Raw genomic sequence first — 24,303 nt, 5'->3', positions numbered from 1 at the left:
GCTCAGTTGTCGGGAAATCACCTCAGTCTTAATGTCAAAGGGTCGCCAGAAGTGGTGACCGGGTGTGAGAACCCGACAACACAAGTTACGGCCAGTTTATGGCAGCCGTGCGCGGGCAGACTTCGGTCTGGCCGGGTTTCTCTTGTGTCTCGGTTTCTCACCCTGTGCACGGCTGCCACCCTCAATCCGTGAGAAGAGCGACGGTGGTGGTTTTCTGTGAACACACAAGAGACCTGACCATGAAAAAGCTCGTCCCCGACCCGCCAGTAGCCTATTTCCTGATTAACGCCGAACTCAGCGTGGAAGATGCGCTCGCTCAGGTCGACAAGCTGCTCGACTGCTTGAACGGAACAATCAGAGCCAATCTTGTCGGTGAGCCTATCGGCATCCACAAGTACTTGCTGGAGGTCATAGAGGTGCTCAACCAGCTGATACTTGCGTTGGTTGCGCATGCCAGGGATAAGGAGGCGGTGTCATGAAAACCGATATCAAGCACCGCCGAACTCCAGGCCAGACACCTTGCCAGAACCTTTTCTGCGTACAGCGTGATGTGCCACTTGATCAGGCGTTCTCGGAGCTATCTGTACTCCTGGGCTGTATCCGCCATCTCGCTACAGAGGCGGAGATGGAGAATGATCGGCAAGCAGGCAGCGCTGTACGAATACTGAGTGAGCTCGCCAAGGCCCTAATTGACGACATGGAGCTGGGTGTCAACAGAGCACTGGTTTCGCACTGAACCACTGCTCTGCTCGCGGAGAATTTATTGGCTTTACCTGCGCCTGCATGTCTGCCTGCATGAAGGCTGGCAATGCCCAGCGCTGACAGCAAAAAGCCGCTGCCTGATGGCAACGGCTTTGTCATGCAACAACGATCAGAACTTGTAGCCGATACCGACCATATACACCCATGGATCGACTTCTACGTCGACCTTGGTCTTGCTGTAGCCCAGTGCGGCAGGGCCGTCGACGGTGGCTTTGGTGTCGATGTCGACGTACCAGACCGAGGCGTTGACCAGCACGTTGTCGGTGATCATGTAGTCCATGCCGACCTGGCCGGCGATGCCGATCGAGTCCTGCATCTTGAGGTTGCTGAAGCCTTGCTGCTTGCGCGCGCTGCTCAGGTCTTCATCGAAGAACAGGGTGTAGTTGATGCCCACGCCCACATACGGTTGGAACTTGGAGGCTGGGTCCATCGGGAAGTACTGCAGCGACAGGGTCGGTGGCAGTTGCTTGATGTCGGCCAGCTTGCCGTCCAGGCCGCCGCCCAGGCCCTTGACGCCAACGGTGTGCTGGAACGGCGTGGCCGCCAGCAGCTCGACGCCGATGTGGTCGCTGAGCATGTAAGCGAAGGTCAGGCCCAGCTGGGTGTCGCTGGTCAGGGTTGCTTTGGTGCCGGCTACCTTGTTGCCGTCGAAGCGCAAGTCGCCGCTGCTTTCGTTGGGCGCGGTGGTGATGGCGCCGGCGCGGACAATGAAATCACCCGGCTGGTGAGCGTGGGCAGCAGGCGCAACGAGGGCCAGGGCGACGAGCGAGGCGCCGAGCAAGGACTTGTTCATGGAAGCTCCGAAAGGACATAGGTAATCAATGGCCTAATGGTACGGAGGCGCTTAAACCAAATGTTTGACCCAGCTCAACGAAGCGCGGCATAGCAGTCCTGCGGGCTTATTTCAGCTCGTAAGCGTAGATTTTTTCGGCTTCCATCTGGTAACCGGCGTCGGCCAGCTCGCTGCTGCTGGCTTTGACCTGCATACGCCCCTCGATCCAGTACGGCTGGTACAGGTCTTCGACGCGAACCCCCATCTCGCTGAAAATATGCACGATCTGATTCGACGGCGGTGGCGGCACGTGAATGCAGGCACCGTAGTACGGCACCAGCAAAAATTCGGTAGTACGGCCTTCTTCGCTGACTTCCAGCGGCACGATATAGCCCGGCAGCTTGATCTGCTGATTGTCCAGCGCCTGCACCACCGGCGCATTGGCCGATTGCTGTGGCGCAGGGGGCGCGGACTCTGCCGCCAGCGCGTTGCCGATCTGCGACAGGTCGTGCAGCGGCGCCAGCTGCGGCGCTTCTACGGGTGCACCTTCGGGGATCAGCGCCGGCCAGTCCAGCTCGCGCGGTTCAGCCGCCCACACCGGTGAGGTACAGAGCAACACCAGCACCATCAGGCGGCGCCAGAGCTGGGCACTAAAGCAGGGCAAACGCATGGCAATCACTCACAGATGAATCGACAGGCCATCAGCCAATGACTGCCGATAGGCACGCCAGGCCGGCACGCTGCCCATCAGCAACGCTGCGCCGAGGATGATAGCCAGCAGCGTCCACTCATGGCTACTCGGCCAGGCCACTGGCAGGTATAAGCCATAGTTGGCCTGCACGTAGCCCTGGGCCAGAGCGATGCCGGCGTACAGCAGGGCGAGACCGGCGACGATACCCGCTACCGCCAGCGCTAGCGCCTCGAGGACCAACAGGCCAGCGATATGCCAAGGCCGAGCACCCACCGAGCGCAAAATGGCCATCTCCCGGCGGCGCTCGTTGAGGCTGGTCAGAATCGCCGTGAGCATGCCGATCAAGCCGGTCAGCACGACGAACAACGACACCACGAACAGCGCTTGCTCGGCGGTGCCCATCAGGCTCCACAGCTCCTGCAGGGCTACGCCTGGGAGAATCGCCAGCAACGGCTCGTTGCTGTACTGGTTGATCTCGCGCTGCACGCTGAAGGTGGCGATCTTGTTGTTCAGGCCAAGCATGAAGGCCGTGATCGCAGTCGGTTGCAGGTCCATGCCACGTGCTTGCTCAGCACTGATGCGCCCTGCGCCGCGGGCCGGCACGCCGTTGTGCCAGTCGACATGAATGGCCTCCATACCGGCCAGGCTGATGTGCAGGGTGCGGTCGACCGGGGTGCCGCTGCGCTTGAGCACGCCGACCACAGTGAACGGCTTGTCATCGTGCTTGACCAGGCTGATCGCCGCCACGCCATGTGCCAGCACCAGCTTGTCGCCGAGCTTGTAGTGCAGTGCCTCGGCGACTTCGGCGCCGAGCACCACGTCGAACGGGTTATCGGCAAACGGTCGGCCCTGGCTGAGTTCCAGGTGCTGACGACGACCATATTGGTAATGGCTGAAGTAATCGGTACTGGTGCCCATCACCCGATAGCCACGGTGCGAGTCGCCCAGCGAAATCGGGATCGCCCACTTCACCCGCGGGTCGCTGGCGTAGTGCTGGTAGCTGTCCCAGCGGATGTTGTTGGTGGCATTGCCGATACGAAACACCGAGTACAGCAGCAGGTTGACCGAGCCCGAGCGGGCGCCGACGATCAGGTCGGTGCCGCTGATGGTGCTGGCAAAGCTGGCGCGGGCTTCGGTGCGGACCCGTTCCACGGCCAGCAGCAGGCAGACCGACAGGGCAATCGCGAAGGCGGTAAGAAAGGCGGTGAAGCGCCGGTTGGCGAGGCTGGCCAGAGCAAGGCGGAGCAGGTACATCAGGCCTCCCGGGGCGCGGCGGCGCGATTGAGTTCGGCCAGTGACAGGTGTCGATCGAACAGCGGCGCCAGGCTCTGGTCGTGGCTGACGAACAGCAGGCTGGAACCGGCGGCGCGGCATTCGTCGAACAGCAGCCGGATAAACGCTTCGCGGGTGTCGGCGTCGAGTGCCGAGGTTGGCTCATCGGCGATCACCAGCTCCGGTTGGCCGATCAGCGCCCGGGCCGCGGCTACGCGTTGCTGCTGGCCGATCGACAGGCTGTCGGCGCGCCGCGCGAGCATTGCCGGGTCAGTCAGACCCAGGTGCGCGAGCAGTTGTGTGGCCGCCTGATCAACGCTGCCATGGCGCTGGCGCGCACGCTCGGCGCGGCTGGCAGAGAAACGACATGGCAGTTCGACGTTTTCCCGCACCGACAGAAACGGCAGCAGATTGAATTGCTGAAAGATGTAGCCGGTGTGATCGACACGGAAGCGATCGCGCGCGCCCTGGCCCAGCTCGGCCAAGGCACGGCCGAGCAGGTGCACGCTGCCCTGCGCTGGCAGGTTTACGCCGCCGAGCAGGCCGAGCAGGGTGGTCTTGCCGCTGCCGCTGGGGCCCTTGAGAAACAGCGCTTCGCCCGCTTCCAGGCGAAACTGCGGGATATCCAGCAGTGGCGCCTGGCCGGGCCAGGCGAACAGCAGATCACGCAGCTCGATCAACGCCTGGCTCATTCAGAACGCGACCGTCGCAGCGGCAGGCGTTGCTTCAAGGCCTTTCTGGCCATTAGGGCCGATCAACTGCACGTTGATCTTCTGCATCGCCGGGTAAGCCTTGAACAGCGGCGCGAGGTCGATGCTGGCGAGTTTGCCCGGGTTGCTGCAAGTGAACTGGTAGTGCGCTTCGATATCGCTGTGGGCGTGTTTCTCGGTTTTGCCGGCAGCGGCTGCTGGCGCCTCGAACAGCGGGCTTTGCAGCTCCTGCGCGTCGATGCTGCAGCCGGCGTCCTTGGCCAGACCCAACAGCTGCAGCGGCTGCTCCAGTTGCTGGCGTACGCTGGCTACCTTGGCCTTGTCGGCGTCGCTGCTGGCGGCGTGTTCAAAGCCCACCAGGTTCATCGCCGGGCTGTCCAGACCAAGCTCGAGGGTCTTGCCATCCAGCACGACGTCGAGTTTGGCCACGCCGTGTTCATGGGCGCCCAGGGCGGTGTGGTCGTGATCGTGGTCATGCTCATCGTGGGCATGCGCCACGGCCAGGGGCAGCAGGGCGAAGGGCAGTGCAAGCAACAGACGGCGCATGGACAACTCCAGGGAGCATGGTGAATGATTTGGTAATGTTATAACAATTTTTCTGGCGAGTGCCAGCCGCTTGGCGAAGGTTTCATGTCGTGGGAGCATGGGTGCCATGCAATCGTGATCGAGGAAGTCAGCGTGAGAATACGAGGAATGATCGGCGACTGGCCGGTGGACCTGACCATCGAGCTGGAGCCGGCGGAATGGGCGCAGCTTGGGCATCAGGTGGAGTTGGCTGCGCCGGCGGAAAAGACGACGCCGGCACCGGTGGTGCGGCAGGGCGATGACCAGTGGCAAGCTGCGCGCGAAGCCTTGCGCGTGGCCGGGCAGATGACTGGGCCAGAATTACTTGAGCGGCTGGAGCAGTTGACCGGCAGCACGGCGGCGGGCAAGCGGTTATTAGTGCGCTTGCGTCATAGTGCAGAAGTGAAGGTGGAAAGTGCGGGGGATGCACCGGTGTATCACTGGCTGGGTTGAATGGAGCCAGGCCGCAAGTTTGGCGGCAACACATGCATCGCTGGGCCAGCTGCGCTGGCCTTTCGCGACACAAGGCCGCTCCTACAGGGGACAGAGTCGCCCAAAGCACGCCGCTGACCTGTAGGAGCGGCCTTGCCGGGACGCCGGACCGGTCGGAAAGGGTCGCAAAGCGACCCCAGGATTTATGCAACGCCGCAGACCGCAGCTCAATACATCAAGGCAAACAGCTTGCGCCGGTACGCGGTAACCAGCGGATGCTCATTGCCGAGCAGCTCGAACACCTGCAGCAGCGCCTTGTGCGGCAAGCCGTTTTCATAGCCGCGATTACGCTGGAACAGCTTCAACAACCCATCCAGAGCCGCCTCATACTGCTGGCGCGCCAACTGCTGAATGCACAGCTGATAAGCCGCTTCGTCGTCCTCAGGGTTCTGCGCCAGGCGGCTCTTCAGCTCGGCGGCTTCCGGCAGGCTGGCGGCCTGGCGCAGGAAGGTCAGCTGCGCCTTGGCGCCGGCCAGGGCAGCCTTGTGCTCGTCGCTCTTGACCGCACCCAGCACGGCTTCAGCCTCACTCAGCTCGCCACGCTCGGCCAGGCAACGGCCATACAGGATCAGCGCCTCGGCATTGCTGTTGTCTTCGCCCAGCAACAGCTTGAGGGTCGCTTCGGCATCGGCAAAGCGGCTTTCGGCAAACAGCGCCTTGGCTTCTTCCAGTGGCGAGGCAGTCGGCGCGGCAGGCATCTGCACGTGCGGCTCGAGCAGGGCACGAATCGCCGATTCGGGCTGCGCACCGGCAAAGCCGTCAACCGGCTGACCGTCCTTGAACAGCACCACGGTCGGCAGGCTGCGGATACCGAATTGGGCAACTACTTGCTGCTCGACGTCGCAGTTGATCTTGGCCAGCAACAGCTCGCCCTGATAACCCTCGGCGATCTTCGCCAGCAATGGCATCAGCGCCTTGCACGGCGCACACCACTCGGCCCAGAAGTCCACCAGTACCGGCTTGTGGAAGGAGTTCTCGATGACCAACTGCTGGAAGTTGGCGTCGGTGGCATCGAAAATGTACGGCAGGGCGTTGGTATCGGGGGCTAGGCTCATCGCAACTCTCGCAAATCTTTGAATGACACCACTATAAAGGCTCGCGGCTGGCGTGGTACAGGCTGACCCGGCGGAATTCGTGTGGCTCGGCCAGGTCGGGCAGGGTCAGGGCTTCGAGCACGCCCAACTGACGGTACAGCGGGTGACTGAAGTCGCGCACCCGCGAGTCGGCCACCAGCACCTGGCGGCCGCGGCTGAGAAAGCCATCGAGCAGCGGCAGGTTGGCCGGGTCGTAGAGCACGTCAGCTACCAGAATCAGGTCGAAGCGGTCCGCCTCGGCGAAAAAATCACTGCTGTAGCCGAGCTCGACCTGGTTCAGCGCAGCATTGGCCCGGCAGGCCGCCAAGGCCAGCGGATCAAGGTCACAGGCAACCACTTCGACAGCACCCGCCTGCGCTGCGGCGATTCCGGCAATGCCGGAGCCTGCGCCAAAGTCGAGCACGCGCTTGCCCTCGACCCACTGTGGATTGGCCGCCAGGTAGCGGGCCATGGCCAGGCCGCTGGCCCAGCAGAAGCTCCAGTACGGCGGCTCATCGAGGATGCGCTGGGTCTCTTCGCGGGTGAATGCGCGGTGCATGTTGTCGGCATCGAGCAGCCACAGTTTCAGCGCGCACGCCGGCAGCGCAGTGGCAACCAGCTGCGCTTCGCCGATCAGGCCGCTGAGCGCCTGCTGCAACTGCACTGGCGCCATTTACGGGGCTTTCTCGAAGCGCAGCGGGCCAGTCGCCTGGCTGGTGGCCTGGGCAATGCGCTGTGGCGGCAGGTGCATGATCAACTGGCCTGAGCGGCTGGCGCGACCGCGCAACTCGACGCGGGCACCGGCCGGGAATGCTTCCGGGTTGAAGCGCAGTTGGTAGGGCAGGTCCTGACCGGTACCGGTCAGGGTGCTGCTGGCCAGCAGCCGCTGCGGGCGATCACGTTCGTCGATCACCAGCAATGCCAGCTCGACCTCGGCACCCGCCGGTATGTCCTGCAGGCTGCCGCTGATCTCCCGTTGATAAGCCGGCAGTGGGCCCAGCGCCGGGGCCTTTTTCACCGCTTTCGGCGCCGGCGTTGCGGGCACCGGTTGGTTTTTAGGTTTATCGCTGCTGCAGGCCGTCATCAGGCCAGCGAGGCAGAGCACGACGAGCGCTCGAAAGTGCATGGAGAAGTCCTTCAGGGGCAGATTTGAGTGGATGGTAACCCCTTTGGCTTGTCTTGCCAGTCGGATGCGCTACCATGGCCCTCCCTTTTTTTTGTTGCCTGCCACCATGCACTGTCCCTTTTGCGGTGCCAACGACACCAAGGTCATCGATTCGCGCCTGGTCGCCGAGGGCGAACAAGTGCGTCGCCGGCGCGAATGCGTCGCCTGCGGCGAGCGCTTCACCACCTTCGAAACCGCCGAACTGGTACTGCCGCGGCTGATCAAGCAAGACGGCACCCGCCAGCCATTCGACGAAGACAAGCTGCGCGCCGGCATGCAGCGCGCGCTGGAAAAACGCCCGGTCAGTGTCGAGCGCCTGGAAGCTGCGCTGGCGCAGATCAAGCACAAGCTGCGCGCCACCGGCGAGCGCGAGGTCAAGTCGCTGGTGGTCGGTGAGCTGGTCATGGAGGCGCTGCGTCAACTCGACGAAGTCGCCTATATTCGGTTTGCCTCGGTCTACCGACGTTTCCAGGACCTTGACGAATTCCGCGAAGAAATTGACCGCCTGGCGCGCCAGCCAGGCAAAGAGTAAGCATGCCCAGCCTGACCGCAATTCTCGACGCCCATTACATGGCCCTGGCCGTGCAACTGGCCCGCAAAGGCCAGTACAGCACCCATCCCAACCCGCGCGTTGGCTGCGTCATCGTGCGTGATGGCGAGGTGGTCGGCGAGGGCTGGCATGTGCGCGCCGGCGAGCCGCACGCCGAAGTGCATGCCCTGCGCCAGGCCGGCGAGCGCGCCCAGGGTGCCTGCGCCTATGTCACGCTTGAGCCGTGCAGCCACCATGGGCGCACCCCGCCGTGTGCCGAAGCGTTGGTCAAAGCCGGTGTGGCCCGGGTGGTCGCAGCGATGCAGGACCCTAACCCGCAAGTCGCCGGGCAGGGCCTACGGCGCCTGGCCGAAGCCGGTATCGAGGTTGCCAGTGGCGTGCTCGAGCAAGAAGCGCGCGCGCTCAACCCCGGTTTCTTGAAACGCATGGAGCACGGCCTGCCGTTCGTCCGCGCCAAACTGGCGATGAGCCTGGACGGACGCACCGCCATGGCCAGTGGTGAAAGCCAGTGGATTACCGGCCCGGCCGCTCGTGCAGCGGTGCAACGCCTGCGCGCGCGCTCCAGCGTGGTGCTGACCAGCGCCAGCAGTGTGCTGGCCGACAATGCACGGATGACCGTGCGCGGCGCCGAGCTGGGCCTGGACCCTGATACCACCGCCCTGGCCTTGTCACGGCCACCGCTGCGGGTGCTGATCGACAGCCGCCTGCGCCTGCCGCTGACTGCGCCTTTGTTCCAGGCTGGGCCGGTACTGGTAGTCACCGGCGCCGCCGCTGACCCACGCTACGCCGAGGCTGGCCATGAACTGCTGCAGCTGCCCGGCGCCGATGGGCGGGTGGATCTGCCCGGCCTGCTCAGCGCCCTGGCGGCGCGCGGGGTCAACGAGATTCTGCTCGAGGCGGGCGCCGGCCTGGTCGGCGCCTTTGCTCAGCTTGGTCTGATCGACGAATACCAATTGTTTGTCGCCGGCACCATCCTCGGCTCCCAGGCACGGCCACTGCTGGACTGGCCGCTGACGAAGATGAGCGAAGCGCCGCGACTGAAAATCACCGAAATGCGCGCGGTGGGCGATGACTGGCGAATCACGGCCATCCCCCAACCGGCCGCCGGCGTATAATGCGCGGCTGGCCCAACGCCGCCCAGTTTCCGAGGAGAACCCAATGTTCACCGGCATCATCGAATCGATCGGCACCATCCGCAGCCTGACTCCCAAGGGCGGCGACGTGCGCGTCTACGTCCAGACCGGCAAGCTCGACCTGGGTGACGTCAAACTGGGCGACAGCATTGCCGTCAATGGCGTCTGCCTGACTGCGGTGGAACTGCCTGGCGACGGCTTCTGGGCCGACGTCAGCCGCGAAACCCTCGACTGCACCGCATTCAATGATTTGAAAAGCGGCAGCCCGGTCAACCTGGAAAAAGCTCTGACCCCGACCACCCGCCTGGGCGGCCACCTGGTCAGCGGCCACGTCGACGGCGTCGGCGAAATCATCTCCCGCAGCGATAACGCGCGTGCGATCCAGTTCCGCGTGCGCGCCCCCAAGGAGCTGGCCAAGTACATTGCCCACAAGGGCTCGATCACCGTCGACGGCACCAGCCTGACGGTCAATGAGGTCGATGGCGCCGAATTCGAGCTGACCATCGTGCCGCATACCCTGTCCGAAACCATCATGGCCGACTACCGCAGCGGGCGTCGGGTGAACCTTGAGGTCGACCTGCTGGCCCGTTACCTGGAGCGTCTGCTGCTGGGTGACAAGGCTGCCGAACCGAGCAAGGGCAGTAGCATCACCGAAAGCTTCCTGGCCGCCAACGGCTACCTGAAATCCTGATCGAGAAGGGGGTGCCGCGTGGCGCTCAACAGTATTGAAGAGCTGGTCGAAGACATCCGCCAAGGCAAGATGGTCATCCTCATGGATGACGAAGACCGCGAAAACGAAGGCGACATCATCATGGCCGCCGAGTGCTGCCAGCCCGAGCACATCAACTTCATGGCCAAGCACGCCCGTGGCCTGATCTGCATGCCGATGAGCCGCGAGCGCTGCGAAACCCTCAAGCTGCCGTTGATGGCGCCACGCAATGGTTCGGGCTTCGGCACCAAGTTCACCGTCTCGATCGAAGCCGCCGAAGGCGTCACCACCGGGATTTCCGCAGCTGACCGTGCGCGCACCGTGCAGGCCGCTGCGGCCAAGGATGCCAAGGCCGACGATATCGTCAGCCCTGGCCACATCTTCCCGCTGATGGCCCAGCCTGGCGGCACCCTGGCCCGCGCTGGCCACACCGAAGCTGCCTGTGACCTGGCGCGCATGGCCGGGTTCGAGCCGAGCGGGGTGATCTGCGAAGTGATGAACGACGACGGCACCATGTCGCGTCGCGCTGAGCTTGAAGTGTTCGCCGCCGAGCACGGCCTGAAGATCGGCACCATCGCCGACCTGATCCACTACCGCATGATCCACGAGCGTACCGTTCAGCGGGTCACCGAGCAGCCGCTGGACAGCGAACTGGGCCAGTTCAACCTCGTCACCTACCGTGATTCGGTCGAAGGCGATGTGCACATGGCACTGACCCTGGGCAAGATCTGCGCCGAAGAACCGACCCTGGTGCGGGTACACAACATGGACCCGCTGCGCGACCTGTTGATGGTCAAACAGCCCGGTCGCTGGAGCCTGCGCGCCGCCATGAGCGCCGTGGCAGAGGCCGGCAGCGGTGTGGTGCTGCTGCTCGGTCACCCGCTCGATGGCGACGTGGTGCTGGCGCATATCCGCGAAAGCGCCGGCGAAACCCAGGTCAAGACGCCGAGCACCTACAGCACGGTTGGCGCCGGTTCGCAGATCCTGCGCGACCTCGGTGTGCGCAAGATGCGCCTGATGAGCTCGCCGATGAAGTTCAATGCGATATCCGGATTCGATCTGGAAGTTGTAGAATACGTGCCCTCTGAGTGACACAGGCGCGCCAATCGCCCTGGCGCTCGTGTCCAAACCCTCCTGCAGGCCGCCTAGGGCGGCCTCGCTCTTTAAAATGAGAACACCGCAATGACCCTGAAGACCATCGAAGGTACCTTCATCGCCCCCAAAGGTCGCTATGCTTTGGTGGTTGGCCGCTTCAACAGCTTCGTCGTCGAAAGCCTGGTGAGCGGTGCCGTTGATGCGCTGGTACGCCATGGCGTCAGCGAAAGCGACATCACCATCATCCGTGCTCCTGGCGCCTTCGAAATCCCGCTGGTTGCACAGAAAGTCGCCCAGCAGGGCGCTTACGACGCGATCATCGCCTTGGGCGCCGTGATCCGTGGTGGTACTCCGCACTTCGAATACGTTGCCGGCGAATGCACCAAGGGCCTGGCCCAGGTGTCGATGGAGTTCGGTGTTCCAGTCGCATTCGGCGTACTGACCGTCGACTCGATCGAGCAGGCCATCGAACGTTCCGGCACCAAAGCCGGCAACAAAGGCGCTGAAGCTGCCCTGTCCGCTCTGGAAATGGTCAGCCTGCTGGCGCAGTTGGAGGCCAAGTGATTAGCGACGAAAGCGATCGTTTCAACCCGCGCGATCCAAAACCTGCGGATGCTGGCAAACCATCGAAAAGCGCCAAGCGTCGCGAAGCACGCAAGCTCGCGACCCAGGCGCTGTATCAGTGGCACATGGCCAAGCAATCGCTGAACGAAATCGAGGCGCAGTTCCGCGTCGACAACGATTTCTCCGACATCGACGGCGCTTATTTCCGCGAGATCCTGCACGGGGTCCCGGCGAAGAAAGACGACATCGATGCCGCGCTCAAGCCTTGCCTGGACACCCCGCTGGAAGAGCTCGACCCGGTTGAACTGGCGGTTCTGCGCCTGTCCACCTGGGAGTTCCTGATGCGCGTTGACGTGCCTTACCGGGTCGTGATCAACGAAGGCGTCGAGCTGGCCAAGATCTTCGGCGCCACCGACGGCCACAAGTTCGTCAACGGTGTACTCGACAAGCTGGCCCCGCTGGTCCGTGAAGCGGAAGTCAAGGCGTTCAAGCGCTGATCGCGGCGCTGACCAGCCATGGGTGAGTTTGAGCTGATCCGTCATTACTTCGCCGCCGCGCCCTGTGCGCAGGGCGGCGCAGGTGTTGCGTTGGGGATTGGCGACGACTGTGCCCTGCTTGACCTGCCGGCTGCCGCGCAACTGGCGGTGTCTACCGATACCTTGGTCGCCGGCGTGCATTTTCCGCACGCCTGCGACCCCTCGCTATTGGGCCAGCGCTCGCTGGCCGTAGCGGCCAGTGACCTGGCAGCCATGGGCGCCACGCCCGTCGGCTTTACCCTGGCGCTGACCTTGCCCGAGGTCAGCGAGCAGTGGCTCAAGGCGTATGCCGAAGGCCTCGATCGCATGGCCCGGCATTGCCGCCTGAGCCTGATCGGCGGCGACACCACCCGTGGCCCATTGAGTATCACCATGACTGTGTTTGGCCAGGTTGCGGCCGGGCAGGCCCTGCTGCGCTCGGGCGCACAGGTCGGTGACGTGCTCTGTGTGGGCGGCGAACTGGGCAATGCCGCCGGCGCCTTGCCGCTGGTGCTGGGCGAGCGTGAAGCGGCAGCCGAGATCAGTGCGCCGCTGCTGGCGCAGTACTGGTCACCTTCGCCGCAGTTTGCCTTGGGCCAGGCCCTGCGCGGCAAGGCCACGGCGGCGCTGGATATCTCCGATGGCTTGTTGGCCGACTGCGGCCATATCGCCAAAGCGTCCCGGCTGGCGCTCGAGGTGAACCTGGCCCAGGTGCCAGTGTCACCTGCTCTAGTGGCTTTTTCAGGGCCAGCGGCAGCGCGCCAGGCGGCGCTGACCGGTGGCGACGATTATGTCCTGGTGTTCACCTTGCCCGCGCAGCAGCTGCCCGCGCTGCGCGACGCTGGCCTGGCGGTGCATGTCATCGGCCGGGCAGTTGCCGGCGAGGGCGTGATTCTGCGCGACGAATACGGCCAGGACATCACCCCGCGACAACGCGGCTATCAACATTTTAGGGAGACACCGTGACCGACCACCCCAATCAGGTGCCTGCGGAGTTCGTTCCGCCTTCGGTCTGGCGCAACCCGTGGCACTTCATCGCCTTTGGTTTCGGGTCAGGCACCTTGCCCAAGGCCCCCGGCACCTGGGGCTCGCTGGTAGCGCTGCCGTTCATTCCGCTGTGGCAGATGTTGCCCGACTGGGGCTATTGGCTGCTGCTGGGTGTGACCATGCTGTTCGGCTTCTGGCTGTGCGGCAAGGTCGCGACCGACTTGCGCGTTCACGACCATGAAGGCATTGTCTGGGACGAAATGGTCGGCATGTGGATCACCCTCTGGCTGGTGCCTGAGGGCTGGCAGTGGTTGCTGGCCGGGTTCCTCATGTTCCGCTTCTTCGACATCCTCAAGCCGTGGCCGATTCGCTGGATCGACAAACACGTGCATGGCGGGTTCGGGATCATGCTCGACGATATCCTCGCTGGTGTATTCGCCTGGCTGAGCATGCAGGTTCTGGTCTGGGCAGTTGCCTGATACGGGAGTGGCAGATGGGTTTACGGACGACGGTGCTGATGTTGCTGATGCTGCTTGGCGGCGCTGTCGCCAACGCCAGCGACAAGCCTCAGCCTGGGCAGATCCATCTGGTCAGTGAAGACTGGCTCGACTATACCAACGCCGATGGCACAGGCCTGGCCTGGGATGTGTTGCGCAAGGTGTTCGAGCCCGCCGGGGTCAAGGTGTCCATCCAGAGCGCGCCATACAGCCGTGCCATTGGCCTGGTCAAACGTGGCGAGGCGGATGCCTGGGTTGGCTCCTACAAGCAGGAGAGCGACGACAACCTCTACCCGCGCTGGCATTTCGATGTCGATCATATCTACGCGCTGGGTCTGACCAGCAAGCCAGTGCCGACCCCCGCCAATATCGGCGACTATCGCCTGGCCTGGGTGCGCGGTTATGACTACGGCAGCTACCTACCGAACGTTCACCAGTTCAGGGAAATCCAGCGCCGCGAAGGGATTCTGCCGATGCTCGAGCATAACCGGGTCGACTTCTATGTCGATTCACTTACGGAAGTCGAATACGTCCAGGCTCAGGCGCCCAAACCGGACAACTTTCGCCGCACTCATGTAGCCGAACTGCCGCTCTATCTCGCCTTTACTCACAATGAGCAAGGCAAGGCGCTGAGTGAGCTGTTTGACCAACGCATGCAGCAACTGGTGCGCAGCGGCGAGTTGGAACCCATCTTCAAGAAATGGCAGCAGCCGTATCCGTTCAATGCCGACAGCCAGCCTCGCTGAGCATATCCTCGCTAAGCATCGAACCTTTCGATCTTAACCGACGGTATTCACCGTGCGCACGCTCGTCAGCCTGCTGATACAATCGGCCCACGTGAAATTCCAAGTTACTAATCAGGAGCACAACGTGCCCGTCGTCTTTGTTGCCGCCTCGAAACTTCCGACTCCTTTTGCGACCTTCACCATGCATGGCTTTCTTGACGAAGCCACGGGCCGCGAGCACGTCGTGCTCAGCCTGGGTGATATCGCTGATGGCGAGCCGGTGCTGGGGCGTCTGCACTCCGAGTGCCTGACTGGTGATGCGCTGTTCAGCCAGCGCTGCGACTGTGGTTCGCAGCTTGAAGCTGCGCTGCAGGCGATTGCCCGCGAAGGCCGCGGCGTGCTGTTGTACCTGCGTCAGGAAGGCCGCGGTATCGGCCTGTTGAACAAGATTCGCGCCTACGAACTGCAGGATGGCGGCGCCGACACGGTCGAGGCCAACGAGCGCCTGGGCTTTGCCGCCGACCAGCGCGACTACGCCATGTGCCTGCCGATGCTCGAGCACCTGGGCGTCAAGTCGCTGCGCCTGATGACCAACAACCCGCGCAAGGTCAAAGCGCTGACTGCTATGGCCATCAACGTTGCCGAGCGCGTGCCGCTGCACACCGGCCACAACCCGCACAACAGCCATTACCTGGCGACCAAGGCCGGCAAGCTTGGCCACATGATGGGCACCGAGCACCAGGGTGAGGTGCCGCAGGCGTGACCCGCAGCGAGGTCAAGCGACGGTTGGCCCTGGCCTGGTGGCAGTATCTGGCCCTGGGCTTGCTGCCGCTGCCGATCATGGCCTGGGCATTTGGCGGCGGCGACGGCCTGATCCCGGTACTGGCGATGCCGCTGTTCATTGCCGGCGCTGCGACCATGTTTCTCAGCCTTGCTCGCTTTGCCGCGTACAAGCGCGCGTTGATCCACACCAGCAAGGTGCTCGGCAGCGTCGAAGAGCCCGCGGCCTGGATCGAGCTGGCGCGGGTCCGCCGCCTGGCCATGCTGTACGCCTGCATTCCTGCCTGGGTCGCCGCACTGTCGGTGCTGGTCGGGCTTGAGGCAGTCCCTCAGGTGCTGCTGGCCTTGTCCACCGTGGTTATCCTGTACCTCTATCGCATCCCGCGTCAGCTCGGCTGATGCGGCTGCTCTGCTGCCTGCTGCTGATGCTCGGCAGCGCCGTTGCCGCCGAGCCACTGCGGGTGGTCAGCCTGGCGCCGTCGATGAGCGAAATCATGCTCGAACTGCAGGCCGATGACCTGCTGGTGGGCGTGCTCGACGGCGGCGAGCGGCCAGCGGCGCTGCGTCAGCTGCCCTCGGTGGGTCGCCAGGGCCAACTGGATATGGAGCGCCTGCTCAGCCTGCGGCCGGATTTGCTGCTGTTGTGGCCCGGCGCCGTTGCCCCCGCCCAGCGCGAGCAACTACGCCGGCTGGGCATCGCCACCTACGATGGTGAAGTGGCCACGCTCGAGCAGTTGCTCAGCCACATCGAAGCGATCGCCAGCCGTATCGGCCGGGCCGAACACGGCCAGCGTTACGCAGCGGGCTTGCGCCAGCGCCTGCAAGACCTGCGGCAACGCTACCATCGCGAGCAGCCGCTGACGGTGTTCTACCAAGTCTGGGACAAGCCGCTGTATACCTTGGGCGGCAAACAGATCGTCAGCGATGCGCTGAGTGTATGTGGCGCGCGCAACGTGTTCGCCGACCTGCCGCAGCCGGCGCCGTTGGTGAGTGTGGAGTCGGTGCTGGCGCGAAACCCGGATGTGATTGTCGCCGGCGACCAGGCCCAGCTGGCGACCTGGCGGGCCTGGCCGCAGCTCAAGGCCACGGCTGGCGGTCACCTGCTGGTGTTGCCGGATAACGGTTTGGAGCGCCCAAGCGGGCAGATGATCGAAGCGACCGCCAAGCTGTGCGCCTTGCTCGACGCTACAACGCCGGCGTCCAGGTCACGCTGAACAGCCAGCGGCGGCCTTCTTCGCGGTAGGCGTAGGCACTGTTGTCGTAGCTGTAGAGCGCGCGGCTGTAGCCTTTGTCGAGCAGGTTATCCAGCTTCAGCTCCAGCTTCAGTTCATCATTCGCGGCCCAGCTACTGCGCAGGCCGAGCAAGCCGTAACCGGCCAATCTGTTGCGGTTGGCTTCGTCATCAAAGCTGCTGCTGACAGCTTGCCAGCTGGCGCCCACGCCGAAACGCTCGAACTGGCGGTCCAGATCCAGGCTCAGCGTGCGGCGCGCGCGGCGGGCGAGGGTGTGGCCGCTGTCGCGGTCTCGCGGATCGATCATGGCCAGGCCAAGTTGGCTGTGCCAGGCACCCCACGTCTGGCTGAGGGCGAGCTCGCCACCGTTGATCCGCGCGCTGGCGACGTTGCGCGGGATCGAGCCTTCACCAAAGATGATCGCATCGCTCAATTCGGTGCGGTACAGCGAAGCCTCCAACTGGCTGTCGCTGCCGAGCTGGCTGCGCCACTGCAGCTCGACTGTCCTGGAGTGTTCAGGCTTGAGGTCGGGATTGCTGTACGACGGGTAATACAGGTCATTGAAGGTCGGCGCACGGAAACCTTCGCTGTATGACAGCAGCACATCGTTGGCGTGATTGACCGGTAACGTCAGGCTGGCGCTCCAGGTGGTCTGGCCGCCGAACTGCTGGTTCTGATCACGGCGCACGCCAAGCTCGCTGGAGAAGTGCTCGCCCTGGTAGCGATGCTGCACAAACGCCGCGCGATTCCAGCGGCTGTCCTGATCCAGCTCGGTGTCGGCGTGCACGCGGTCCTGATACCAGTCACCCCCCAACAGCAACGCGTGCTGCTCGTTAAGGGTCAGGTCGTTCTGCCAGGTCACTTGGTCGCGGTAGGTGTTGAACACAAAGCGCTCGTCGCTGAACTTGTCGCGTTTGTCATCGCGGTTCTCGCTGTGTGCCAGCTCCAGGCGCGAATGCCAGGCATCGCTCAGCTGTGCAGCGAAATAGCTGCCCATGCTGCTGACGTTGAAGTCGGTGTAGGGCTGCTGGCCGAAGGTCTGGCCGCTGGCGAAGTCATAGCGGCCGAACGGGTTGTCGTATTCACTGCGGCCTTGGCTGTCGAGCAAGTTCAGGCCCGCCTCGAAGCGCTCGTTGAAGGTGTGGCTGAGGCTCAGGTTGAGCGAGCGGTTGCGATAGGCATCATGGTCGCCATCGCTGGCAAGCGAAGGCCCGGTCGAGTCGATGCCGGCGGTTTCGTCGAGGCTGGCACCGAGGTTGAAACGGGTCGCGTCGCTGCCGCCAGACACGCCCAGGCTGCGCTGCCAGGTCTGGTTGCTGCCGGCGGCAACGCGCAGGCGTGGCTGCAGGCCGGGGCCGCTGCTGCGGCGGGTGAAGATCTGAATCACCCCGCCGATGGCATCGCTGCCGTACACCGCCGAACGCGAGCCCCGCAGTACTTCGATGCGCTCGATCTGATCGATGTCGAGAAACTGCAGGCCGCTGTCGCCGGAGGTGGCATTGGCAATGCGCACGCCATCGACCAGGACCAGGCTCTGGGCGGCCTTGGTGCCACGGATGAATATTCCCGGCAGGCTGCCGCGTCCGCCGGTAGGGGCAACCTGCACGCCGGGCACGCGGGTCAGCAGGTCAGTGACGCTGGAGGGTTGCAGGCGGTCGATGTCGCTGCGAGTGAACACGGTATTGGCGGCGGCGGTGCTGGTGCGCGATTCGACCTGGCGGCTGGCGCTGATCAGGACGTCGGGGAGCTTCAGGGCGTCATCGCGGCTGGGTTCGGCGGCGAGCAGGGTGCTGGGGAGGCAGAGTAGGGTGGCCAAGGGGGCGAGTTTCATGACGGTTCCGTACGGCATTTTGGGGCCGCTCCGCGGCCTTCGCGGGCAAGCCCGCTCCCACAAGATTTAGCAGCGCCGCCGAACCCTGTGGGAGCGGGCTTGCCCGCGAAGGGCCGCAGAGCGGCCCCCAGCAATCACAAGCCGAGCTTGGCCATCCGTGCCCGCACCGAGGCTTCGATGCCAGCCGCGTCGAGGCCGCACTCAGCCAGCATCTGCGCAGGCTTGGCGTGCTCGACATAGGTATCTGGCAGCCCCAAGTGCAGCAACTGCTTGAGCACCGCCTCGCGGCTGAGGAATTCGCCAACCGCAGCGCCAGCGCCGCCCATGATGGCGTTTTCTTCGATGGTCACTAGCAACTCGTGGTTGGCCGCCAGCTCCAGCACCAGAGCCTCGTCCAGTGGTTTGACGAAACGCATGTCGACTACGGTCGCATCGAGCTTTTCAGCCACTTGCAGGGCTTCGCTCAGTTGCACGCCGAACACCAGCAGGGCGACGGTCTTGCCCTGGCGGCGAACCACGCCTTTACCGATCTCGATCGGGTCGAGGTCGGCACTGATCGGCGTATTCGGGCCGGTCCCGCGTGGATAACGCACGGCGGCCGGGCCGTTGTAACGGTGGCCGGTGCTGAGCATCTTGCGCAGCTCGTTCTCGTCGCTCGGGGTCATCACCAGCATGCCGGGAATGCAGCGCAGGTACGACAGATCGTAAGCGCCAGCATGGGTCGGGCCGTCTTCGCCAACCAGGCCGGCGCGGTCGATGGCGAACAGCACATCGAGGTTTTGCACGGCCACGTCGTGGATCAGCTGATCGTAGCCACGCTGGAGGAACGTCGAGTAGATCGCCACCACCGGCTTAGCGCCTTCACAGGCCATACCGGCAGCCAGCGTCACCGCGTGCTGTTCGGCGATAGCGACGTCGAAATAGCGCTCGGGGTAACGCTCGCTGAAAGCGACCAGGTCGGAGCCTTCTTTCATCGCCGGGGTGATACCCACCAGGCGCGGGTCGGCAGCCGCCATGTCGCACAGCCACTGGCCGAACACTGCCGAGTACTTCGGCCCGCTGGCTTGCTGCGGCACCACTGGCTTGTCGGCGGGTTCGAGCTTGGTGATGGCGTGATAGACGATCGGGTCGACTTCGGCCGGGGCGAAACCCTTGCCCTTCTTGGTCACCACGTGCAGGAACTGTGGGCCCTTGAGGTCACGCATGTTGCGCAAAGTGGCGATCAGGGTCGGCAGGTCGTGGCCATCGATCGGGCCGATGTAGTTCCAACCGAGCTCTTCGAACAGGGTGCCGGGGACCAGCATGCCCTTGGCGTACTCTTCGGTACGGCGGGCGATTTCCCAGGCGCCAGGCAGGCGCGAGAGGACCTTCTTGCTGCCTTCGCGCATGCTCGCATAGGTGCGGCTGGAGAGGATCTTGGCCAGGTAGTTGGACAAGCCACCAACGTTGCGCGAGATCGACATGTCGTTGTCGTTGAGGATCACCAGCATGTCGGCGTTGACTTCCTGGGCGTGGTTCAACGCCTCGAAGGCCATGCCGGCGGTCAGCGCGCCGTCACCGATCACCGCAATCGACTTGCGCGCGCTGTTTTGCAGGCGGGCAGCGATGGCCATGCCCAGCGCAGCGCTGATCGAGGTGCTGGAATGGCCGACGCCAAAGGTGTCGTACTCGCTCTCGGAGCGACGCGGGAAGGCGGCGATGCCGTCCTTCTGGCGCAGGCTGAGCATGCGCTGGCGACGGCCAGTGAGGATCTTGTGCGGGTAGGCCTGGTGGCCGACGTCCCAGACCAGACGATCATCGGGGGTATCGAACACATAGTGCAGGGCTACGGTCAGTTCGATCACACCGAGGCCGGCACCAAAGTGCCCGCCGGTCTGGCCTACGGTATAGAGCAACTCCTGGCGCAACTCGTCGGCCAGGTTCTCCAGGTCGGCTTCGGCCAGCCGGCGCAGGCCGGCGGGCGTGTCGGCGCGGTCCAGCAGCGGAGTGGCCGGGCGTTCGCGGGGGATCTCTTGAAACGTCGTGGGCATCAGGCGAGTCGTTATAGGTTTGAAGACCCGGCAGTTTACCCCATTGTTCGGCAAACTGCCCATTCACTCAGGTTCACCGCCGCGCTGCCAATGCAACGCGAGCGGGTACCGGCAGTACCGTCAGTGGCGGCGCTCGACGATATAGCGGGCCAGCGCACGCAGGGGTTCGGCGTGCTCGCCAAAGCCGCTCAGCGCCGCCAGGGCCTGGTCACGCAGTTCGCCGGCATAGGCCTTGGCCGCGTCCAGTCCCAGCAGGGCCGGGTACGTTGGTTTGTCACGGGCTATGTCAGCACCCTGGCGTTTGCCCAGGGTCGCGGTATCGCTCTCGACATCGAGAATGTCGTCCTGTACCTGGAAGGCCAGGCCGACCGCGCGGGCATACACCTGCAGCGCATCCAGCTGCGCTTGATCGGCGCGGGCGCTGGCCAGGGCGCCAAGGCGTACGCTGGCTTCGATCAAAGCACCGGTTTTGTGCCGGTGCATGTATTCCAGCGCCTGCTGATCCAGTTTGACCCCAACCGAGCCGAGGTCGATGGCCTGGCCGCCGACCATGCCGGCAGGGCCGGCAGCGTTGGCCAGGGTTTGCACCATGGCCAGGCGGATCGAGTCGGCTTGCGGGCTCAGGCCTGGGTCGAGCAGGGCGGTGAAGGCCAGGCTCTGCAGACCATCACCGGCGAGAATCGCACAGGCTTCGTCAAACGCCTTGTGGGTGGTCGGCTGACCGCGGCGCAGGTCGTCATCGTCCATCGCCGGCAGGTCATCATGAACCAGCGAGTAAGCGTGGATCAGCTCGACCGCACAGGCTGCGCCGTTGGCTTGCTCGGCCGGCGTGCCGAAGGCTTCGCAGGCGGCATAGGCAAGCAGTGGGCGCACGCGCTTGCCGCCGTTCATCACGCTGTAGCGCATGGCGGCATACAGGCGTTGCAGTTGTTCGGCAGGTGCTTGCAGCAGCGGCTCTAGGGCCGCGTCGACGCGGGCCTGGCAGCTGGCCTGATAGGCTTTGATCATGCTTCGGGCTCGGCGTCGAACGGTTGCGCGGCGAGTTCGCCGTCGCGCTCGAGCAGAATCTGCACCTTTTGCTCGGCCTGGGCGAGCGCGCCCTGGCAGTCACGGGTCAGGGCGATGCCTTGCTCGAAGGCGGCCAGCGACTCTTCCAGCGACAGTTCACCGTTCTCCAGTCGCTCGACCAGGGTTTGCAGGTCGGCGAGGGATTGCTCGAAATCGATGGAGGTTTTTTTGCGGGCCATGGCGACGGTCTCGGTGGCGATCTTAACGGCGCGACACTAGCAGAGGCGGGCATGCGGAGCAAATTGGACGGGGTTGAGCAGGTAGTGGTTTTCGAGGTCTTTGGACTGTTCCAGATTGCCGGGGGCGCGATGCGCCCCTTTCGCGACACGAGGCCGCTCCTACAGTGACCGCGTACCAGCGGCTTGCATGGTCCCCGTAGGAGCGGCCTTGTGTCGCGAAAGGGCTGCAAAGCAGCCCCGGCATACTCGAACCGAAACAAATCCTGTCGCATTTTGTAGCATTTACCGCGGCAAACCCATCTTGCGTTTTACAGACTCGTCCGATTGTCCCCCCCAGCCCCCTCTGACATAATCCCGCGCGCTCTATTCCGGTGCTTTACCGCCCCTCTCTCCACATCACGTAACGGACTACGTTGTGAGCTTCCTTTCGATCGAATTCGGCCTCTGCTTCACGCTGTTCTTCCTGCTCTACTGGAGCCTGTGCTGGAGCCTGCGTCTGCAGAACGCACTGCTGTTGGCGGCGAGCTATGGCCTGGTGGCCAGCTTCAGCCTGCAGTCGCTGTATATCCTGCTCGGTTACAGCGTGCTGGTGTACGCGCTGGGGCTGCTTGCGGCGCGCTATCCCGGGCGCTGGTTCATCAGCGGCTTGCTGCTGACGTTGGTGCTGGGCTGCTTCTATCTGTTCAAGTATCAGGAGTTCTTCGTCAGCGGCGCACAAAACGCCCTGGCTGCGCTGGGCCTTGATCTGTCGTTGCCCATCGTCGAACTGCTGGTGCCGATCGGGCTGTCGTTCTATGCCTTTCACTCGGTCAGTTACCTGGTCTCGATCAACCGCCGCGAGCTGAGCCCGGCGGCGCCGTTGGACCTTGCCCTGTATCTGGCGTTTTTCCCAAGCCTGGTGGCCGGCCCGGTCAATCGGGCCCTGCACATGCTGCCGCAGATTCGCCCCGAGGCGATGCGCCAGGTGCTGGAGCCGCAACGGGCGCTGGGGCTGATCGCCATGGCGGTGGTCAAGCTGTTCTTCTTCAGCGCCTGGCTAGGCAGCGAGTGGGTCGATCCGGTGTTCGACACCCCGGGCAGTGCCAGCCCCGAGCAGGTGCTGCTGAGCGTGTATGGCTACAGCCTGCTGATCTACTTCAACTTCAGCGGCTACACCAATCTGGTCACTGGCATTGCCCTGCTGCTGGGCTTTCGCCTGCCGGACAACTTCGCGGCACCCTACGCCGCGCATAACCTCAAGGAGTTCTGGGGGCGCTGGCACATCAGCCTGTCGCGGTTCATTCGTGACTATGTGTATATCCCGTTGGGCGGCAACCGCCACGGCGCCTGGCGCGGCAACCTGAACATGTTGCTGGCCATGCTGGTGTCCGGCTTGTGGCACGGCGCCAGCGCCAACTTCCTGATCTGGGGCGCGCTGCACGGCATCGGCCTGGCCATCTACAAGCTGTTCGCACAATCGGCACCGGGCTTCGCCAAGGTACCGGGGGCAGGGCTGCTGGCGCGCCTGCTGACCTTCCACTACGTCGCCTTTGCCTGGATCTTCTTCCGCAGCCCGACCCTCGACGGCGCCCTGGAGATGCTGGCGGATATCGCCCAGGTCAGCCTGGCCGGGCTGAACTCGTCCGCTGGGCTGCTGATCCTCACCTGCGTGCTGTATGTGGCCGTTTATCCACAGGTGCTGAAGCTGCTCGAGCGCAGCCTGGCGGCCAGCCAACGCCTGCCATGGCAGTTGTACCCGGTGCCGTTGGCGCTGTTCGTGTCGTTGATCATCTTCGCCTCGCAGTCGGGCGTGCCGGGGTTCATCTATGCCAGCTTCTAATCCAGGGCAATTGCTGCGGGTGCAGCTGGACGCGGCCAAGGCGCTTTACGCGATCGTGGTGGTGATGGGCATCCTGTTCTGGCTCAACCAGGACTCGATCAAGCTCTACTGCCAACAAAAATATCACCAGAGCTGCGAGCTGCCGCTGGTTGGGCAAGCGCCGGCCTGGCGCTTCGGGGCCAGCCTGACCGCAGCGTTGGGCGAGGCGCGCGACAGTTTCATCGCCAGCCTAGAGGGCGACAAGCAGGTGGTCGCGGCGCCAGCCACAACCGTGCTGGCGCCGAGCATGCCGGTGGTGACAGTCGATCTCGAACAACCGCTGCCTGCGGCCAGGTCCGATGCCGTGCACAGGGTGGCCGAGCCTGGCGCAAGTGCGCCGCTGCCGGTTACCCAGCAGACGCCAGTGCCATTGACGCAAACCGGTAGCAGCGTGGTCCTGGCCGCCGGTGACCAGGTGTTTCTGGTCGGCGACTCGTTGATGCAAGGGGTCGCCCCTCATCTGGCCAACAGCCTGCGCAAGCGTTACCAGATCAACACCGTCAACCTCAGCCGGCAGAGCACTGGCCTGGCTTATCCGGGCTTTTTCAACTGGCCGCAAACCGTCGCCGACACCCTGGCGCGGGAGCCGAACATCCGCCTGATGGTAGTCTTCCTCGGCCCCAACGATCCCTGGGACATGCCGCAAGGCAAGGGCAAGCCGTTCCTGCGCTTCAAGTCAGCGGACTGGGAGCTGGCCTACCGTGCCCGGATCGACGCTATCCTCGAACAGGCCCGCGCGCGGAATGTGCAGGTAATCTGGGTCGGGCCACCGAACATGAACCAGCCGCGGTTATCTGCTGCAATGGCTTACCTGAGTGGCTTGTACCAACAACAGGCGGCGCTGTTCGGCCAGCACTTCGTGTCCGCCAACCCGTTTCTGGGTTACCCCGACGAGCAGTTCTCCTTCACCGTGCAAACGCCGGAAGGCAAGCGGGTCAAGGTGCGCTACGACGACGGTGTGCACTTCACCATTACCGGCCAGAAAATGATCGCTGCACAGGTACTGTCGCTGATCAGTTTTGCTGGCCTGACCGTTACAGGACACTAAT

General features: G+C 63.9%; 29 protein-coding genes. 17 read left to right on the top strand and 12 right to left on the bottom strand.

Annotation, left to right across the window (positions count from 1 at the left end; genetic code table 11):
- Window positions 1-239: 239 nt before the first annotated feature.
- Complete coding sequence (locus tag ACQZ2L_RS14160; RefSeq protein WP_430326678.1) at window positions 240-479, top strand: hypothetical protein; 240 nt, start codon at window positions 240-242, stop codon at window positions 477-479.
- The gene (locus ACQZ2L_RS14155) at window positions 476-736 is read left to right on the top strand and encodes a DUF3077 domain-containing protein (protein ID WP_430326677.1); all 261 of its coding nucleotides are present in this window, start codon (window positions 476-478) and stop codon (window positions 734-736) included. The genes ACQZ2L_RS14160 and ACQZ2L_RS14155 overlap by 4 nt, the downstream gene beginning before the upstream one ends.
- Window positions 737-871: 135 nt before the next feature.
- Here the strand turns inward: ACQZ2L_RS14155 and ACQZ2L_RS14150 are convergent, their stop codons facing one another.
- The 5 genes from ACQZ2L_RS14150 to ACQZ2L_RS14130 all read right to left on the bottom strand — a co-directional run bounded on the left by ACQZ2L_RS14150 (window position 872) and on the right by ACQZ2L_RS14130 (window position 4,753).
- Window positions 872-1,555 carry an OmpW family outer membrane protein gene (locus ACQZ2L_RS14150; RefSeq protein ID WP_101322316.1) on the bottom strand — a complete coding sequence of 228 codons (684 nt, stop codon included), beginning with the start codon at window positions 1,553-1,555 and terminating at the stop codon, window positions 872-874.
- Between the two features lie 106 nt (window positions 1,556-1,661).
- Window positions 1,662-2,204, bottom strand: a complete 543-nt coding sequence (locus ACQZ2L_RS14145; protein WP_430326676.1) for a DUF3299 domain-containing protein — start codon at window positions 2,202-2,204, stop codon at window positions 1,662-1,664.
- A 9-nt stretch (window positions 2,205-2,213) separates the two neighbouring features.
- Window positions 2,214-3,479 carry an ABC transporter permease gene (locus ACQZ2L_RS14140; protein WP_430326675.1) on the bottom strand — a complete coding sequence of 422 codons (1,266 nt, stop codon included), beginning with the start codon at window positions 3,477-3,479 and terminating at the stop codon, window positions 2,214-2,216.
- Window positions 3,479-4,189: an ATP-binding cassette domain-containing protein gene (locus ACQZ2L_RS14135; RefSeq protein WP_430326674.1), complete on the bottom strand. Its 711-nt coding sequence runs from the start codon at window positions 4,187-4,189 to the stop codon at window positions 3,479-3,481. The genes ACQZ2L_RS14140 and ACQZ2L_RS14135 overlap by 1 nt, the downstream gene beginning before the upstream one ends.
- Window positions 4,190-4,753 carry a DUF2796 domain-containing protein gene (locus tag ACQZ2L_RS14130; protein ID WP_430326673.1) on the bottom strand — a complete coding sequence of 188 codons (564 nt, stop codon included), beginning with the start codon at window positions 4,751-4,753 and terminating at the stop codon, window positions 4,190-4,192.
- A 132-nt stretch (window positions 4,754-4,885) separates the two neighbouring features.
- Here ACQZ2L_RS14130 and ACQZ2L_RS14125 point away from each other — a divergent pair, with 132 nt between their 5' ends.
- Window positions 4,886-5,224, top strand: coding sequence for a hypothetical protein (locus ACQZ2L_RS14125; RefSeq protein WP_430326672.1), 339 nt, complete (start codon window positions 4,886-4,888; stop codon window positions 5,222-5,224).
- 206 nt (window positions 5,225-5,430) lie between these two features.
- Here ACQZ2L_RS14125 and trxA read toward each other — a convergent pair whose 3' ends face one another.
- Genes trxA through ACQZ2L_RS14110 form a run of 3 tightly spaced genes read right to left on the bottom strand, consistent with a single transcriptional unit; the run spans window position 5,431 to window position 7,462 of the window.
- On the bottom strand, window positions 5,431-6,318 hold the full coding sequence (gene trxA / locus ACQZ2L_RS14120; protein WP_430326671.1) for a thioredoxin: 888 nt from the start codon (window positions 6,316-6,318) through the stop codon (window positions 5,431-5,433).
- A 31-nt stretch (window positions 6,319-6,349) separates the two neighbouring features.
- Entirely contained in the window at window positions 6,350-7,009 is a 660-nt protein-coding gene (locus tag ACQZ2L_RS14115; RefSeq protein ID WP_430326670.1) for a class I SAM-dependent methyltransferase, read from the bottom strand.
- Window positions 7,010-7,462, bottom strand: coding sequence for a YbaY family lipoprotein (locus tag ACQZ2L_RS14110; RefSeq protein WP_430326669.1), 453 nt, complete (start codon window positions 7,460-7,462; stop codon window positions 7,010-7,012).
- A gap of 106 nt (window positions 7,463-7,568) precedes the next feature.
- Here ACQZ2L_RS14110 and nrdR point away from each other — a divergent pair, with 106 nt between their 5' ends.
- The 12 genes from nrdR to ACQZ2L_RS14050 all read left to right on the top strand — a co-directional run bounded on the left by nrdR (window position 7,569) and on the right by ACQZ2L_RS14050 (window position 16,270).
- Complete coding sequence (gene nrdR, locus ACQZ2L_RS14105; RefSeq protein ID WP_101323120.1) at window positions 7,569-8,033, top strand: transcriptional regulator NrdR; 465 nt, start codon at window positions 7,569-7,571, stop codon at window positions 8,031-8,033.
- Between the two features lie 2 nt (window positions 8,034-8,035).
- A complete protein-coding gene (gene ribD / locus ACQZ2L_RS14100) occupies window positions 8,036-9,166 on the top strand; it encodes a bifunctional diaminohydroxyphosphoribosylaminopyrimidine deaminase/5-amino-6-(5-phosphoribosylamino)uracil reductase RibD (protein ID WP_430326668.1) in 1,131 nt (376 codons plus the stop codon).
- Between the two features lie 43 nt (window positions 9,167-9,209).
- The gene (locus tag ACQZ2L_RS14095; protein WP_103435139.1) at window positions 9,210-9,875 is read left to right on the top strand and encodes a riboflavin synthase; all 666 of its coding nucleotides are present in this window, start codon (window positions 9,210-9,212) and stop codon (window positions 9,873-9,875) included.
- Between the two features lie 18 nt (window positions 9,876-9,893).
- Window positions 9,894-10,985, top strand: coding sequence for a bifunctional 3,4-dihydroxy-2-butanone-4-phosphate synthase/GTP cyclohydrolase II (ribBA, locus tag ACQZ2L_RS14090; RefSeq protein ID WP_101322307.1), 1,092 nt, complete (start codon window positions 9,894-9,896; stop codon window positions 10,983-10,985).
- A gap of 90 nt (window positions 10,986-11,075) precedes the next feature.
- Window positions 11,076-11,552, top strand: a complete 477-nt coding sequence (gene ribH, locus ACQZ2L_RS14085; RefSeq protein ID WP_003255395.1) for a 6,7-dimethyl-8-ribityllumazine synthase — start codon at window positions 11,076-11,078, stop codon at window positions 11,550-11,552.
- Window positions 11,549-12,049, top strand: a complete 501-nt coding sequence (gene nusB, locus ACQZ2L_RS14080) for a transcription antitermination factor NusB (protein WP_186701532.1) — start codon at window positions 11,549-11,551, stop codon at window positions 12,047-12,049. The genes ribH and nusB overlap by 4 nt, the downstream gene beginning before the upstream one ends.
- A gap of 18 nt (window positions 12,050-12,067) precedes the next feature.
- Complete coding sequence (gene thiL / locus ACQZ2L_RS14075; protein WP_430326667.1) at window positions 12,068-13,033, top strand: thiamine-phosphate kinase; 966 nt, start codon at window positions 12,068-12,070, stop codon at window positions 13,031-13,033.
- A complete protein-coding gene (locus ACQZ2L_RS14070) occupies window positions 13,030-13,533 on the top strand; it encodes a phosphatidylglycerophosphatase A family protein (RefSeq protein ID WP_103435137.1) in 504 nt (167 codons plus the stop codon). The genes thiL and ACQZ2L_RS14070 overlap by 4 nt, the downstream gene beginning before the upstream one ends.
- A gap of 14 nt (window positions 13,534-13,547) precedes the next feature.
- The gene (locus ACQZ2L_RS14065; protein WP_430326666.1) at window positions 13,548-14,297 is read left to right on the top strand and encodes a substrate-binding periplasmic protein; all 750 of its coding nucleotides are present in this window, start codon (window positions 13,548-13,550) and stop codon (window positions 14,295-14,297) included.
- Window positions 14,298-14,421: 124 nt separating this feature from the next.
- Complete coding sequence (ribA, locus tag ACQZ2L_RS14060; protein ID WP_103435135.1) at window positions 14,422-15,039, top strand: GTP cyclohydrolase II; 618 nt, start codon at window positions 14,422-14,424, stop codon at window positions 15,037-15,039.
- Window positions 15,036-15,455, top strand: a complete 420-nt coding sequence (locus ACQZ2L_RS14055; RefSeq protein WP_314877095.1) for an MFS transporter — start codon at window positions 15,036-15,038, stop codon at window positions 15,453-15,455. The genes ribA and ACQZ2L_RS14055 overlap by 4 nt, the downstream gene beginning before the upstream one ends.
- A complete protein-coding gene (locus ACQZ2L_RS14050; protein WP_430326665.1) occupies window positions 15,455-16,270 on the top strand; it encodes a cobalamin-binding protein in 816 nt (271 codons plus the stop codon). The genes ACQZ2L_RS14055 and ACQZ2L_RS14050 overlap by 1 nt, the downstream gene beginning before the upstream one ends.
- Here ACQZ2L_RS14050 and ACQZ2L_RS14045 read toward each other — a convergent pair.
- The 4 genes from ACQZ2L_RS14045 to ACQZ2L_RS14030 all read right to left on the bottom strand — a co-directional run bounded on the left by ACQZ2L_RS14045 (window position 16,242) and on the right by ACQZ2L_RS14030 (window position 21,396).
- A complete protein-coding gene (locus ACQZ2L_RS14045; RefSeq protein WP_430326664.1) occupies window positions 16,242-18,119 on the bottom strand; it encodes a TonB-dependent receptor domain-containing protein in 1,878 nt (625 codons plus the stop codon). The two genes, ACQZ2L_RS14050 and ACQZ2L_RS14045, sit on opposite strands and share 29 nt — an antisense overlap.
- A gap of 134 nt (window positions 18,120-18,253) precedes the next feature.
- Window positions 18,254-20,149, bottom strand: coding sequence for a 1-deoxy-D-xylulose-5-phosphate synthase (dxs, locus tag ACQZ2L_RS14040; protein WP_430326663.1), 1,896 nt, complete (start codon window positions 20,147-20,149; stop codon window positions 18,254-18,256).
- Window positions 20,150-20,269: 120 nt separating this feature from the next.
- The gene (ispA, locus tag ACQZ2L_RS14035; RefSeq protein ID WP_150570990.1) at window positions 20,270-21,157 is read right to left on the bottom strand and encodes a (2E,6E)-farnesyl diphosphate synthase; all 888 of its coding nucleotides are present in this window, start codon (window positions 21,155-21,157) and stop codon (window positions 20,270-20,272) included.
- Window positions 21,154-21,396, bottom strand: coding sequence for an exodeoxyribonuclease VII small subunit (locus ACQZ2L_RS14030; RefSeq protein WP_101322296.1), 243 nt, complete (start codon window positions 21,394-21,396; stop codon window positions 21,154-21,156). Before ACQZ2L_RS14030 ends, ispA begins: the two co-directional genes overlap by 4 nt.
- Window positions 21,397-21,811: 415 nt before the next feature.
- On the opposite strand from ACQZ2L_RS14030, the gene ACQZ2L_RS14025 reads away from it, so the two are divergent.
- Together ACQZ2L_RS14025 and ACQZ2L_RS14020 are read left to right on the top strand one after the other, a co-directional pair.
- Window positions 21,812-23,215, top strand: a complete 1,404-nt coding sequence (locus tag ACQZ2L_RS14025; RefSeq protein WP_430326662.1) for an MBOAT family O-acyltransferase — start codon at window positions 21,812-21,814, stop codon at window positions 23,213-23,215.
- Window positions 23,202-24,302: an SGNH/GDSL hydrolase family protein gene (locus ACQZ2L_RS14020; protein WP_430326661.1), complete on the top strand. Its 1,101-nt coding sequence runs from the start codon at window positions 23,202-23,204 to the stop codon at window positions 24,300-24,302. Before ACQZ2L_RS14025 ends, ACQZ2L_RS14020 begins: the two co-directional genes overlap by 14 nt.
- Window position 24,303: the final 1 nt, after the last annotated feature.

The sequence above is a fragment of the Pseudomonas shirazensis genome, from assembly GCF_050496565.1.
Classification (GTDB): Bacteria; Pseudomonadota; Gammaproteobacteria; order Pseudomonadales; family Pseudomonadaceae; genus Aquipseudomonas; species Aquipseudomonas shirazensis_A.
This window is presented reverse-complemented; position numbering and strand designations above follow the sequence as displayed.

Bases quoted from the DNA above. Each gene is read 5' to 3' on its own strand.
- ACQZ2L_RS14065 (WP_430326666.1), top strand. From the start codon at position 13,548: ATGGGTTTACGGACGACGGTGCTGATGTTGCTGATGCTGCTTGGCGGC.
- ACQZ2L_RS14110 (WP_430326669.1), bottom strand. From the start codon at position 7,462: ATGCACTTTCGAGCGCTCGTCGTGCTCTGCCTCGCTGGCCTGATGACG.
- ACQZ2L_RS14150 (WP_101322316.1), bottom strand. From the start codon at position 1,555: ATGAACAAGTCCTTGCTCGGCGCCTCGCTCGTCGCCCTGGCCCTCGTT.
- nrdR (WP_101323120.1), top strand. From the start codon at position 7,569: ATGCACTGTCCCTTTTGCGGTGCCAACGACACCAAGGTCATCGATTCG.
- ACQZ2L_RS14020 (WP_430326661.1), top strand. From the start codon at position 23,202: ATGCCAGCTTCTAATCCAGGGCAATTGCTGCGGGTGCAGCTGGACGCG.
- ACQZ2L_RS14155 (WP_430326677.1), top strand. From the start codon at position 476: ATGAAAACCGATATCAAGCACCGCCGAACTCCAGGCCAGACACCTTGC.
- ACQZ2L_RS14145 (WP_430326676.1), bottom strand. From the start codon at position 2,204: ATGCGTTTGCCCTGCTTTAGTGCCCAGCTCTGGCGCCGCCTGATGGTG.
- ACQZ2L_RS14095 (WP_103435139.1), top strand. From the start codon at position 9,210: ATGTTCACCGGCATCATCGAATCGATCGGCACCATCCGCAGCCTGACT.
- ACQZ2L_RS14115 (WP_430326670.1), bottom strand. From the start codon at position 7,009: ATGGCGCCAGTGCAGTTGCAGCAGGCGCTCAGCGGCCTGATCGGCGAA.
- ACQZ2L_RS14140 (WP_430326675.1), bottom strand. From the start codon at position 3,479: ATGTACCTGCTCCGCCTTGCTCTGGCCAGCCTCGCCAACCGGCGCTTC.
- trxA (WP_430326671.1), bottom strand. From the start codon at position 6,318: ATGAGCCTAGCCCCCGATACCAACGCCCTGCCGTACATTTTCGATGCC.
- dxs (WP_430326663.1), bottom strand. From the start codon at position 20,149: ATGCCCACGACGTTTCAAGAGATCCCCCGCGAACGCCCGGCCACTCCG.
- ACQZ2L_RS14045 (WP_430326664.1), bottom strand. From the start codon at position 18,119: ATGAAACTCGCCCCCTTGGCCACCCTACTCTGCCTCCCCAGCACCCTG.
- ACQZ2L_RS14135 (WP_430326674.1), bottom strand. From the start codon at position 4,189: ATGAGCCAGGCGTTGATCGAGCTGCGTGATCTGCTGTTCGCCTGGCCC.
- thiL (WP_430326667.1), top strand. From the start codon at position 12,068: ATGGGTGAGTTTGAGCTGATCCGTCATTACTTCGCCGCCGCGCCCTGT.
- ACQZ2L_RS14130 (WP_430326673.1), bottom strand. From the start codon at position 4,753: ATGCGCCGTCTGTTGCTTGCACTGCCCTTCGCCCTGCTGCCCCTGGCC.
- ACQZ2L_RS14030 (WP_101322296.1), bottom strand. From the start codon at position 21,396: ATGGCCCGCAAAAAAACCTCCATCGATTTCGAGCAATCCCTCGCCGAC.
- ACQZ2L_RS14050 (WP_430326665.1), top strand. From the start codon at position 15,455: ATGCGGCTGCTCTGCTGCCTGCTGCTGATGCTCGGCAGCGCCGTTGCC.
- ispA (WP_150570990.1), bottom strand. From the start codon at position 21,157: ATGATCAAAGCCTATCAGGCCAGCTGCCAGGCCCGCGTCGACGCGGCC.
- ribD (WP_430326668.1), top strand. From the start codon at position 8,036: ATGCCCAGCCTGACCGCAATTCTCGACGCCCATTACATGGCCCTGGCC.
- ribH (WP_003255395.1), top strand. From the start codon at position 11,076: ATGACCCTGAAGACCATCGAAGGTACCTTCATCGCCCCCAAAGGTCGC.
- ACQZ2L_RS14160 (WP_430326678.1), top strand. From the start codon at position 240: ATGAAAAAGCTCGTCCCCGACCCGCCAGTAGCCTATTTCCTGATTAAC.